The 12,472-nt window shown below is 59.3% G+C and carries 11 protein-coding genes; 7 read left to right on the top strand and 4 right to left on the bottom strand.

What is annotated here, in order from left to right; translation table 11 throughout:
* Positions 1-23 precede the first annotated feature (23 nt).
* Positions 24-830, bottom strand: a complete 807-nt coding sequence (locus PG871_RS07430) for a ChaN family lipoprotein (RefSeq protein WP_270727848.1) — start codon at positions 828-830, stop codon at positions 24-26.
* A 136-nt stretch (positions 831-966) separates the two neighbouring features.
* On the opposite strand from PG871_RS07430, the gene cobU reads away from it, so the two are divergent.
* The 4 genes from cobU (at position 967) to PG871_RS07410 (ending at position 4,581) form a co-directional block, all read left to right on the top strand.
* Positions 967-1,488 carry a bifunctional adenosylcobinamide kinase/adenosylcobinamide-phosphate guanylyltransferase gene (gene cobU / locus PG871_RS07425; protein ID WP_270727846.1) on the top strand — a complete coding sequence of 174 codons (522 nt, stop codon included), beginning with the start codon at positions 967-969 and terminating at the stop codon, positions 1,486-1,488.
* Positions 1,485-2,060: a histidine phosphatase family protein gene (locus tag PG871_RS07420; protein WP_270727845.1), complete on the top strand. Its 576-nt coding sequence runs from the start codon at positions 1,485-1,487 to the stop codon at positions 2,058-2,060. The genes cobU and PG871_RS07420 overlap by 4 nt, the downstream gene beginning before the upstream one ends.
* A gap of 58 nt (positions 2,061-2,118) precedes the next feature.
* Complete coding sequence (locus PG871_RS07415) at positions 2,119-2,985, top strand: glutathione S-transferase (RefSeq protein WP_270727844.1); 867 nt, start codon at positions 2,119-2,121, stop codon at positions 2,983-2,985.
* Positions 2,986-3,069: 84 nt separating this feature from the next.
* On the top strand, positions 3,070-4,581 hold the full coding sequence (locus PG871_RS07410) for a YifB family Mg chelatase-like AAA ATPase (RefSeq protein ID WP_270727843.1): 1,512 nt from the start codon (positions 3,070-3,072) through the stop codon (positions 4,579-4,581).
* Here the strand turns inward: PG871_RS07410 and gshB are convergent.
* The 3 genes from gshB to rsmI all read right to left on the bottom strand — a co-directional run bounded on the left by gshB (position 4,578) and on the right by rsmI (position 6,900).
* Positions 4,578-5,513 carry a glutathione synthase gene (gene gshB / locus PG871_RS07405; RefSeq protein ID WP_270727842.1) on the bottom strand — a complete coding sequence of 312 codons (936 nt, stop codon included), beginning with the start codon at positions 5,511-5,513 and terminating at the stop codon, positions 4,578-4,580. The genes PG871_RS07410 and gshB overlap by 4 nt on opposite strands.
* Before the next feature lie 61 nt (positions 5,514-5,574).
* Entirely contained in the window at positions 5,575-5,988 is a 414-nt protein-coding gene (locus tag PG871_RS07400) for a YraN family protein (RefSeq protein ID WP_270727840.1), read from the bottom strand.
* A gap of 45 nt (positions 5,989-6,033) precedes the next feature.
* Positions 6,034-6,900 carry a 16S rRNA (cytidine(1402)-2'-O)-methyltransferase gene (gene rsmI, locus PG871_RS07395; protein ID WP_270727838.1) on the bottom strand — a complete coding sequence of 289 codons (867 nt, stop codon included), beginning with the start codon at positions 6,898-6,900 and terminating at the stop codon, positions 6,034-6,036.
* 94 nt (positions 6,901-6,994) lie between these two features.
* Here rsmI and PG871_RS07390 point away from each other — a divergent pair, with 94 nt between their 5' ends.
* Genes PG871_RS07390 through murJ form a run of 3 tightly spaced genes read left to right on the top strand, consistent with a single transcriptional unit; the run spans position 6,995 to position 12,469 of the window.
* The gene (locus PG871_RS07390) at positions 6,995-8,161 is read left to right on the top strand and encodes a penicillin-binding protein activator (protein ID WP_270727836.1); all 1,167 of its coding nucleotides are present in this window, start codon (positions 6,995-6,997) and stop codon (positions 8,159-8,161) included.
* A complete protein-coding gene (locus PG871_RS07385) occupies positions 8,121-10,928 on the top strand; it encodes a [protein-PII] uridylyltransferase (RefSeq protein ID WP_443020471.1) in 2,808 nt (935 codons plus the stop codon). The genes PG871_RS07390 and PG871_RS07385 overlap by 41 nt, the downstream gene beginning before the upstream one ends.
* Positions 10,925-12,469, top strand: a complete 1,545-nt coding sequence (gene murJ, locus PG871_RS07380) for a murein biosynthesis integral membrane protein MurJ (RefSeq protein ID WP_270727834.1) — start codon at positions 10,925-10,927, stop codon at positions 12,467-12,469. Before PG871_RS07385 ends, murJ begins: the two co-directional genes overlap by 4 nt.
* Positions 12,470-12,472 lie beyond the last annotated feature (3 nt).

The following is a 12,472-nucleotide window of genomic DNA, read 5'->3' as shown; positions in this document are numbered from 1 at the left end:
TGCGACACAAGCCGACCTTAGCGCTATTTGAAGGCCGCACAGGGGTCTTCACGCTCTGCCGCTGCGGTCACCAACCACTTGTCGAACGGTTCCTGCCCCTCCGACTGAGCTTCAATCTGGGCGATGGATAAGACAGAAACCTCTTGTGGCAACAAGGCAGGTGCCCCCCAATCCGTCCGCGCATGTCCGTTTCCTGTGATCACCACGACGGGCCCGCCCGTTTCGGCCAACGCGGACATTGCGGCGCGCGCCAATGACGCGTCTCGCAATCTCTGGGCCAAAACCATTCCCGGCAACATTTCGGCAGGCAACGCATCACAATGCGCCGCCATCTGCTTGGCTTCGCGCTCCTCCTGTTGCGCTTCGGGCAATTTTGCAAGCAACCCAAACCGCTCGGCCCCTTCGCCAAAGGCTTCGGCCAAATCCTCGCCCATCACCGCCGCACGGGCCGCCGCACGCGGCACCTGCGCTCCGTAAATCTCCGCCCCCGCGCTGGCAGCAAACACCGGATAATAGATCTCAAAATCCGGCCAGCCGGTGTTCGCCCAATCCAGCTCCGTAGCCAATTGCGCCGGATCTTTTAGCAGACTGGGCGTTACCGCTGCGGCCTTCTCACGCGTCAGCATTTCAAACACCACAGCCGTGGGGGCAATCGCCACCACCGCCGCCGCCTGGTTGTCATGATGGTGCGGATTGTCGTGTACTTCGCCTAGAAAAACGACCTGCGCCTGAGGCAAGTCCCCGAAATCCGCCACAAATATCTCTTCCGCGCCCGCACTACCTGTGATGACCGACACGGCAAATGCCATCAACGCGACACTCTGTTTCATATGGCTCCTTTCGCGGGCCAAACACCACGCAGAGTTAACGACCGACAAGCACATCCACAGGGTTGCTAACACACAGCCCCTTGCACTTGCGCCATCTTTTGACAATCTACGCGCCAGCGCAACAGACGGATGACACATGCTGCCAAAACTGAGCCTGATCTTAGGAGGCGCCTCCTCCGGCAAATCCGAATTTGCCGAGTCGCTGGTGGTGAGCACCGGCGCGCCGCGTGTGTATCTCGCGACAGCGCAAGCATTTGACGAAGAAATGCGCGCCAAGGTGGCCGCGCATTTGGCGCAGCGTGGCACCAACTGGCGCACCATCGAAACTCCGCTGAACACCGCCGATGATCTCACGCAACTCACGGAATCCGAAGTGGTCTTGCTGGACTGCGCCACGATGTGGCTGTCCAATCACCTGCTCGCCGAAAGCGATCTAGAAGTAGAAACCAACAAGTTCTTGGATGCACTCGCGACCTGCAAAGGCCGCGTCGTTGTGGTTTCAAACGAAGTCGGACTGGATGTTGTACCCGACAACAAACTCGCCCGCCAATTCCGCGACGCCCAAGGCCAATTGAACCAGGCCGTCGCCGCGCAGGCCGACCTTGCGGTTCTGGTTGTGGCCGGTCTGCCAATGGTCCTCAAAGGAGACCTGCCATGACGGAACTGCATCTTGTGCGCCACGGGCCGACCCATGCCAAAACCATGGTTGGCTGGTCCGACTTGCCAGCGGATCTTTCAGACACCGCTGCGCTCGCACGCTTGTCGGATATGTTGCCTGCTGATGGCATAGTCATTTCCTCGGATCTGACCCGAACGATAGCAACGGCTGACGCAATTCAAGGCAGCCGCTCTCGTTTGCCCCACGACGCCGACCTGCGTGAAATCCACTTCGGCGATTGGGAGCTCAAAAAGTTCACAGACATCGAAGCCGAAGACCCTGACCGCATCCGTGCCTACTGGGAGCACCCGGGCGATGTGCGCCCTCCCAACGGCGAAAGCTGGAATGACGTCACCACACGCGTTGATCGCGGCATCGACCGTCTAGTCACCAACCATGCAGGGCAAAAGCTCATCGTTGTTGTGCATTTCGGGGTCATCCTCACCCAGATCCAGCGTGCCGAACGCCTGACCGCGTCTGAGGCGTTCGGGCACCGCATCGACAACCTGTCGGTGACCTCGATCCATATCGATGATGACTGGTCCCTCAAACGCATTAATCACATCGCGTGATGCAAGTCGCCACAATCTTTGGCTTTGGCGATGGATGAACTGGCGCTAGGTTAAGGATATGACCTATCAGCTTCTTCTTGGCGATTACGCCTATTCTTCGTGGTCGCTCCGCGGCTGGCTCTTGTTTGAAAAATTTGGACTCTCCCGTGCGCAAACCATGGTGGATTTCTCCGATAAATCGGTCGGCGAACAGCTGGCCCAATTTGCGCCCGCGCGCACAGTGCCCACAATGATCACACCCGAGGGTGCAGTGGTTTCTGACAGCCTCGCCATCGGCGAAGAGCTGGCCAGCCGCCACCCCGAGGCCGGTTTTTGGCCCTCCGAGCCCAAGGCCCGTGCAACTGCACGGTCACTCGCGGCAGAGATGCACTCGGGCTTCATGGCGTTGCGGTCCGATTGCCCGATGAATCTGCGCCTGTCATATCAGGATGCCGCCCCGTCCGACGCGGTCCGCGACGACCTCGCGCGGCTTGAAATCATTTGGTCCCATGCCCGCGACACTTGTGCGCCGACCGGCCCTTGGCTTTGCGGCGACTATTCGGTTGCTGACGCCATGTTCGCCCCCGTTGCAGCACGCATCGCGGGCTACAACCTCCCCGTTGGGCCTGAAGCCCAATCTTATGTCGCTGCACACTTGGCCGACCCTGCATTCCGCCGCTGGCGGGCAATGGGGATGGTACACGGTGCAACCCTGCCGTGGTATGCCAAGGACTTTGAAACCCGCCCATGGCCCGGGCCAGACGCAATGAACGCCACACCTGTAGAAACCGGCCCTGCGGAAAACGCGACGTGCCCCTATTCCGGCAAGCCCTCCACGCATTTCTTGCAGATAGACGGGCGCACCTTCGGCATGTGTAACGCCTTTTGTCGGGACAAAACCGTGGCGGACCCCGAAGCTTGGCCAGCCTTCATGGCGCTGCTTTAACGCCTTGCATTAACCCTTCGCTAACCATGATCCGCCTAACCTTATTAACGAGTGTTAATCGTTAATTGGTGGGCGGGTTTTGTCATGGTTTCACGGGCTTATACCGTGGCGTTCGAAGGCGTAGAGGCGCATCAGGTTGAGGTGCAATGCGCCGTAACCCCGGGGCTGCCGGCTTTCTCCATCGTCGGCCTGCCCGACAAAGCTGTTTCCGAGGCCCGCGATCGCGTACGCTCGGCACTGGCCTCGATGGCCATTGCGCTGCCCTCAAAACGCATCACCATCAATCTTTCGCCCGCCGATCTGCCCAAAGAAGGCAGCCATTTTGACCTCCCCATCGCCGTCGCACTTTTGTCCGCCCTCGGCATAATCCCTGAAGACGCCTCCGAAGGCTCCGTCAGCCTTGGGGAATTGTCGCTGGACGGTACACTTGTCGCCGTGACTGGCGCGTTGCCAGCGGCAATGGCCGCCGCGGAAGACGACCGCACGCTGCTGTGCCCGAGCGCCTCCAGCCCCGAAGCCGCCTGGGTTTCCGCCACTCAGGTGATTGGCGCCAAAACGCTTGCCGATGTGGTCCGTCATTTCTCCGGACAGTCGCCCCTGCCGCCCTCCACCCCCGGCGAAGTGCACCACCCCGCCAGCGTTCTGGACATGCGCGACGTCAAAGGTCAGGAGCGCGCCAAACGCGCATTGGAAATCGCGGCTGCCGGTCGTCACCACCTGTTTATGGTAGGTGCGCCGGGATCCGGAAAATCCATGCTTGCCGCCCGCCTGCCAACAATCTTGCCACCGCTTAGCCCCGCAGAGGCACTGGAAACCTCAATGATCCACTCGGTCGCGGGTATCTTGGATCAGGGCGGCATTTCGCGGGCGCGCCCATTTCGCGAACCCCACCACACGGCCTCAATGGCCGCAATTGTTGGCGGTGGCCGCCGCGCAACGCCCGGTGAAATTTCGCTCGCGCACAACGGCGTTTTGTTCATGGACGAGTTGCCCGAATTCGCCAGACCTGTGCTGGAAACCCTGCGCCAACCAATTGAAACCGGCAAAGTCATGATCGCGCGCGCCAATGCGCATGTGACCTACCCCTGCCGCTTTATGCTGGTCGCCGCCGCAAACCCTTGCCGCTGCGGCCATATGTTTGACCCCGCACAAGCTTGCGCCCGTGTGCCCGATTGCGGCGAGGATTACCTTGGTCGTCTTTCCGGCCCGTTGGTGGACCGGCTGGATCTGCGCATCGAAGTGCCTCCGGTCAGCTTCACCGACCTTGACTTACCTGCCGATGGCGACACCTCTGCAACCATCGCCGCCCGCGTGCTTGCCGCACGCGACCTGCAACTGGCGCGGTTTGCCGAAACAGAAGGCATTCGCGCCAACGCCGACGCCCATGGGAAAATGCTTGAGGATATCGCCACACCCGATGAACAAGGGCGCGCCTTGCTTCTCAAAGTGGCCGAGACCTACGGCCTCACGGCTCGCGGCTATCACCGTGTGATGCGCGTGGCGCGCACAATTGCCGATCTCGCAGGATCAGACACAGTGCGTCGCCCACACGTGGCCGAGGCCGTCAGCTTTCGACTGACCACAAAAACCGCTTAGGCTCGTTTGGCTTCGATAGCATTCCAGATTTTAGCCGCAACGTTGATCCCGTCAAACCGCTCCAGCTCCTGAATGCCGGTGGGCGAGGTCACATTGATTTCCGTGAGGTAGTCACCAATCACGTCGATCCCGACGAATACTTGGCCCTTCTCACGCAAAAGCGGGCCAATCGCGGCACAAATCTCCAAATCCCGTTCGGACAGTCCGATCTTTTCCGGACGCCCGCCAACGTGCATGTTCGATCGCGTCTCACCTTTTGCAGGCACGCGATTGATCGCACCCACCGGCTCGCCATCCACCAGAATCACGCGCTTGTCGCCGTTGCTTACATCCGGCAGGAATTTCTGCACAATCAGAGGCTCACGGCTGAATCCGGTGAAAAGTTCATGCAACGAGGTCAGGTTGCGATCGCCGGCATCCAGCCGGAAAACCCCTGCGCCGCCATTGCCGTAAAGTGGCTTCAGGATAACATCCCCGTGCTTCTCCTTGAACGCCTTGATGGTGTCCAGATCACGCGCAATCGTCGTGGGTGGCGTCAGGTCCGGAAAATCCAACACCAAGAGCTTCTCCGGATAATTACGCACCCAGAATGGGTCATTCACAACCAAAGTGTCCGGCATCAGTCGGTCCAAAAGATGCGTCGACGTGATATAGTGCATATCAAACGGCGGGTCTTGCCGCAGCCAGACCACATCAACATCACTCAGCGCGATAACCGTTTCCGGACCCAGCGCGACATGATCGCCCTCAACCCGTTGTACTGTCATCCAGTGCCCGCGCGCGGTGATCTGACCTTCTTCATAGGCAAGCTTGTCTGGCGAATAATAAAAAAGCTCATGGCCACGCGCCTGCGCCTCTTCGGCGATACGAAACGAGCTATCGGCGTTGATGTCCACAGATTGGATCGGGTCCATCTGGAATGCGATTTTCATGGGCGGCACCCTCCGTTGATGCCTCTTCATGGCCCAAGCTGTCGATAGGTGCAATGCCTGCTCAGGCAGCTTGTAGGGCGCTCTCAAGAATTTGAATACCGCCCCGTTCATCCATCAGCGCCACGTCAAACCGCATCGGCGTCAGAGACCCTGCCGGTTCTTGACCAACAAACTCTTCGCCAGCCCGCATCAACCGGGCCATCTGTTTTGGCCGAAGCTGTTCAGACGCACGTGCAAAATCCCGACTTTTCTTGACTTCGACAAAGATGATTTCCGCACCGTTGCGCACAATCAAATCAACTTCGCCACTGCGTCCGCGCCAACGGCGTTGAACAACCACCATTCCAGCCGCTTCATACGTCCGCGCCACTGCCGCCTCGGCCGCCATTCCAGATAAAAAATTGCGATGCCCACGGCGCTGACGAGATGGCAAAGGCCCGGCTGCGCCAACATCTTCTGCAATCAAATCAAACACGGCAAACCCTCGCCAAAACAAAACCTGTCTCAGAAGGGTATCACATCACTCCTGATCCTTCTTTAATTGCAAAGCAATCTGGTAAATATTTCGTTTATGCCCACCAAATGTCTCAGCCACTTCGGCTGACGCATCCCGTACCGACAGGGTCTTTAATGCCTCGCTTAATGCCGCCTCTATTTCTTCCGGGCTGGCCTCTTTGGTAGGTGCACGCTCAATCAAGACGACAATTTCCCCCTTGGGCGGCGCCTCTTGAATGCTGGACACCAAGTCCGTCAATGAACCTCTTCGCACCTCTTCAAATTTCTTGGTCAACTCGCGCGCGACCGCGCCGCGCCGCTCCGGGCCAAAAACCTCCACCGCATCCGCCAACATGGCACCAACCCGTTTGGGGGATTCGTAAAAAACCAACGTCCCCGGAACCGCCGCCACAGCCTGCATCGCCTTGCGTCGCGCAGTCCGGGCATTGGGCAAAAAGCCTGCAAAGAAAAACGCATCCGTTGGCAGGCCAGCCAGAGTTAAAGCCGTGATGATCGCCGAGGGTCCGGGCGCGGATGTCACCAAATGTCCGGCCTCCGCAACCGCACGTGACAAGTGATAACCCGGGTCAGCAATCAGCGGCGTGCCCGCCTCTGACGCATAGGCCACCGACCGCCCGGCGGCGATATGCGCCACCAGTTTCGCCCGCGTTTTTTCACCCGAATGGTCGTGATAGCTTAACACCGGCCGATCTCCCAACGAAACGCCATGGATCTCCAGCAAACGCTTCATCGAGCGGGTGTCTTCGGCGGCAATCACATCTGCAGACGCCAGAATATCCAGCGCCCGCAAGGTGATATCTCGCGCCGACCCAATGGGTGTGGCGACAAAGTACAAACCGGGCTGCAATTTCTCTGTCTTGTGATTCCCCACTGGACCCGCCTTTTCATCCGTTTATTATCCGCTCGCAAAACCTATAGCCGACCGCGCAAGCAAACGCACCCAAGCAGGGAATGGAGTTATTCCGATGTTGTCTTTTTTTAAACCCGCCCAACGTTTTCTAAAAGGGGCGGTTCTCGGATTGTCCGCACTCACGCTTGCCGCCTGTCTGCCGGATGGCGGCGGTCCAACCATATCAACCTCAAATCCGGTGCCGGTTGCACTTTTGGTCCCTCAAGGGTCAAGCAACTCCGGCGATGCCGTGTTGGCGCAAAGCCTTGAAAACGCGGCCAAATTGGCAATCGCGGACCTTGAGGGCGTTCAGATCGACCTGCGCGTTTACCCCACAGCCGGTGATCCGACCACGGCGCACGCCTCGGCGGTGCAGGCCGTGAACGAGGGTGCCAAGATCATCATCGGACCGGTATTTGGTGAAGCAGCAAACGCCGCCGCCAAGGCCGTTGCCACCCGCAACATCAACGTTTTGTCGTTCTCCAACAACACCTCAATCGCCGGCGGCAATCTGTTTGTTCTCGGCCCAACGTTTCAGAACACGGCTGACCGTCTCGTCAATTATTCGGTGCGCGGCGGCAAACCCAACATACTTGTGGTGCACGCCCAAAACGAATCCGGCCGTCTTGGAAAGATCGCCATCGACGCCGCCATCGCCAGTCAACAGGCGCAGGCCGCAGGGTCAGTCAGCTACCAATTTTCCCAAGAAGGCGTGATTGCTGCGGTGTCGCAAATCAAACTGACTGCAGACGCCAACAACGCGGATGCGATTTTCCTGACCTCCAACACGTCGGGCGCCTTGCCTTTGATGTCACAGCTTCTGCCAGAGGCCGGCCTCAGCCCCGCAACAACCCAGTTCATGGGCTTGACCCGCTGGGACATCCCCAGCCAGACGCTGGAACTGCCGGGTGTGCAGAACGGCTGGTTTGCGCTGCCTGACCCGAACCTGACGCAGCAATTCCAAACCCGCTATGCGCAGGCCTATGGCGGCCTGCCGCACCCGATTGGCGGGCTGGCTTATGATGGCATTGCGGCGATTGGCGCACTGGTCAAGGCTGGCAAAAGCAATGCATTGACCACGGGCGCCTTGACACAGGGCGCTGGTTTTCAAGGCGTGAACGGCATCTTCCGCCTGCGCGCCGATGGTACGAATGAACGCGGGCTGGCTGTGGCCACGATCCGCGACAAGAAGGTGGTAATCATTGACCCAGCTCCACAACGTTTCGGAGGCGCCGGCCTCTAAGACCGGCTCCATTGTCCCACCCGTGCCAGCAGCCGGGTTGATCTGCGCCGCTGACGAGATCTTTGACCGTGCCGCGGTGATTGCCGAACTTGAGGCAATCTTTGCGCAGGATGGCGTGAATGGTCAGCGTGGCGATGTGGTCAAAGTGCTCATGGCGCGGCGTAAGGCGGCGATGACCACCATCGCCGACGCCTTCCGCGCCAAGCCTTTGGCCGCACGCGAGATGACCCGGTCTTATACCTGGCTGACCGACTGTCTGATCGGCTGCGCCTTTTTCGTCGCCACCGAACGTCTGCATCCGGCGCACACCCCGACAGAGGGCGAGCGGTTGTCGCTGCTGGCTGTGGGGGGCTATGGTCGTGGCGAAATGGCACCGCAGTCTGATGTCGATCTGCTATTTCTGACGCCTTACAAGATCACCCCTTGGGCCGAGAGCGTGATCGAAACCATGCTCTATATCCTATGGGATCTGCGCCTGAAGGTCGGGCACGCGTCGCGAACTGTCCGCGATTGCCTGCGTCTGGGACGCGAGGATTTCACCATCCGAACAGCACTGCTGGAACATCGCTATCTGTTGGGGGACGCTCGGCTGGCCCAAGAGCTGGCAGAACGGCTGGAAAATGAACTTTTCAAAGGGAGCGAGCGTGAATTCATCGATGCCAAGCTTGAAGAACGTGACAATCGGCACCTGAAACAGGGGCAACGCTATGTGGTGGAGCCCAACGTCAAAGAAGGCAAAGGCGGGCTGCGCGATCTGCAATCCCTTTTCTGGATTGCGAAATACGTCTACCACGTCTCCGAGGTGCAGGAACTTGTCGCACTGGATGTGCTGAGCGATGACGAACTGGAACACTTCATCGCGGCTGAAAGCTTCCTTTGGGCCGTGCGCGGTCACCTGCACTTGATTGCTGGCCGCCCCTCAGAGCAGCTCACGTTTGATGTACAGGTCGAGGTCGCCGATGCGCTTGGATACAAAGACACCGGTGGACGCCGTGCGGTCGAACACTTCATGCAGGACTTTTTCCGCCACGCGACCTCCGTGGGCGATCTGACACGTATTATCCTGACCAAGCTGGAGGCAGACCACGCCAAGGCAGCACCGCTGATGGAACGCATTTTCCGCCGGCGCCCACGCGCCAAAGCCGGCTATCAGGTGATCCACAACCGTCTGGACGTTGCGGACGCCGACACGTTCCTTGCCGATCCGCTCAACCTGTTGCGCCTTTTTGAAGAAGGCCTGCGTACCGGCATGCTGATCCATCCAAACGCCATGCGTCTGGTGACGGCCAACCTGCATTTGATCGACGATGATCTGCGCGCCAACAAAGAAGCGCGGCGCATCTTTCTTGATCTGCTGCTAAAGCACGGCAACCCCGAACGCGCCCTGCGCCGGATGAACGAATTGGGCGTACTCTCCGCGTTTATTCCTGAATTCGAACCCATCGTCGCGATGATGCAGTTCAACATGTACCACTCCTACACGGTGGATGAGCACACAATTCAGGTGATCGCGAATTTCACCCATATCGAGAAAGAAGAGCTGCAAGATGAACTGCCGCTCAGCTCGGAAATCCTGAAAACCGGCATCAACCGCAAGGTCCTGATGGTCGCGATGCTTCTGCACGACATCGGCAAGGGGCGCGACATCGACCACTCCATTCTCGGAGCGCAGATCTCGCGCAAAGTGGCGCCGCGTCTGGGCCTGAACAAATCCGAGGTCGAGACGGTTGAATGGCTGGTGCGCCATCACCTTTTGATGTCGGACATGGCGCAGAAACGCGACATCGCCGACCCGCGCACTGTGCGCGACTTTGCCAAAGCGGTGAAAACCGTGGAACGCCTCAACCTTTTGACGGTTCTGACAGTGTGTGACATTCGCGGCGTTGGCCCCAACACGTGGAACAATTGGAAAGCTGTTCTACTGCGCGCGCTGCACGGCCAAACCAAACTGGTGCTCGAGGACGGCATGGAAGCCATCACTCGCGAAAACCGTGGCACCAACGCCAAAAAGTTGTTGCGCGCCGAGTTGTCGGATTGGCCTGCCAAGGATCTCAAGAAAGAGACCGGCCGGCATTATGATCCTTACTGGCAAGGTCTGCACATCACCGCACACAAAGTCTTTGCCGAACTGCTGCGCGACATCCCCAACGATGAAATCCGCATCGATTTGCACCCTGACGACGACCGCGACGCCACGCGGGCGTGTTTTGCGATGGCCGACCATCCCGGCATCTTTTCCCGTATGTGCGGCGCGCTGGCGCTTGTGGGCGCCAACATCGTAGATGCCCGCACCTTCACCTCCAAAGACGGCCACGCGACTGCCGCCTTCTGGATACAGGACGCCGAAGGCAAACCTTACGAATCCGGCCGCCTCCCGCGTTTGCGCCAGATGATTGAAAAGACCTTCAAAGGGGAGGTTGTCACCCGCGACGCCATGCGCACGCGTGACGTGATCAAAAAGCGCGAGCGCGCTTTCAAGGTGCCCACCACCGTCACCTTCGACAACGAAGGCTCAGAGATCTACACCATCATCGAGGTCGACACCCGCGACCGGCCAGGTCTGCTTTTTGATCTGACCCGAACGCTGGCCAACACCAACGTCTATATCGCCTCCGCCGTGATCGCGACCTACGGCGAACAGGTGGTCGATACTTTCTACGTAAAAGACATGTTTGGCCTCAAGTTCCACTCGGCAAACAAACAGAAAGCCTTGGAGAAGAAGTTGCGTGAAGCGATTGAGCAGGGCGTCGAAAGGGCCACAGCTTGAAGCCGATCCGCCTGATACGCGGGTTTCTGACCGTTGGATTCTGGACACTCGCCAGCCGCATCCTCGGCTTTGTGCGCGAAATCCTTCTGCTTGGCTATCTCGGCCCCGGCCCCGTGATGGACGCCTTTGTCGCGGCCTTCCGCCTGCCCAACATGTTCCGTCGTTTCTTCGCCGAAGGCGCCTTCAACGCCGCCTTCGTGCCGATGTATTCCAAAAAATACGAGGGCGACGAAGATCCCGACGGCTTTGCCAGCGATGCTTTTTCGTGGCTTGCGCTGGTCGTGTTCACATTGACGGCGCTCGCCATGATCTTCATGCCCGCGCTGGTCTGGGCCACAGCCGAAGGGTTTTCCAATGACGCGCGGTTTGACCTGACGGTTGGCTATGGCCGCATAGTATTTCCCTACATCGTCTTTATGTCCCTCGCCGCTCTGTTCTCCGGCGTGCTGAACGCACGCGGCCATTTCGCCGCTGCTGCTGCCGCGCCGGTGCTGCTCAATATCATGGTGATACCGGCACTGATTCTTGGCAGCTGGATGGGCGATAACGTCATCTACTGGCTGCTCTGGACCATTCCTGCCGCCGGTGTCGCCCAGCTCGCTTTGGTCTGGACCGCCGCCTATCGTGCCGGAGCACGCATTTCTCTGCGCTTGCCGCGTCCGTCGCCTGAGATGGGAAAAATGGTCAGGGTCGCGGTCCCCGCCGCGCTGGCCTCGGGCGTCATGCAAATCAACCTAGTGGTCGGCCAGATCGTGGCCTCCGCCAACGAAGGCGCGGTCAGCTGGCTCTACGCCGCCGACCGGCTTTATCAACTCCCGCTAGGTGTGATTGGCATCGCGGTGGGCATCGTTTTGCTGCCTGATCTCGCTCGCCGTCTCAAGGCGGGCGACGACGCGGGCGCCAAAAACGCCTTCTCCCGCGCAACCGAATTCGCCATGTTCCTGACAATTCCTTGCGCGGTCGCCTTCCTCGTGGTGCCGTTGCCGATCGTGTCTGTGTTGTTTGAGCGCGGACAAACCGGCCCGGATGACAGCGCGGCAATTGCGGTGGCCCTGTCGATCTACGCCGTTGGTCTGCCCGCGTTCGTGCTGCAAAAACTACTGCAGCCGCTCTATTTCGCCCGGTCTGACACCAAATCCCCCTTCCGATACGCGGTCTGGGCGATGGTGGTAAACGCCGCACTGGCCTTTGGCCTTGCCCCCTTCATCGAATGGCTGGCACCGGCCATCGCCGCCACGGTGTCGGCATGGGTGATGATCGCGCAACTTGGTTTTGGCGCCCGGAAATTTGGCGACACCGCAAAATTTGACATCCGCCTGCGCAAGCGTCTTTGGCGGATCGTTTTCTCTAGCGCGCTAATGGGCGCCGTGCTTTGGATGCTGTGGATTGTCCTGATACCTTGGCTTGGCAGTCCGGGATGGCGCTATCTGGCCTTGGCCATGCTAATTGTGGCTGGCGGGCTGATCTATTTTGCCGTTGCCCGTGTCACCGGAGCATTTTCTATGTCCGATCTGCGCGGTGCGGCCCGACGCGGCGGCTAACCC

It is taken from the genome of Shimia sp. Alg240-R146, assembly GCF_947331465.1.
Classification (GTDB): Bacteria; Pseudomonadota; Alphaproteobacteria; order Rhodobacterales; family Rhodobacteraceae; genus Shimia.
The sequence above is the reverse complement of the archived record's forward strand: the minus strand, read 5'-3'. Positions and strand labels throughout refer to the sequence as shown.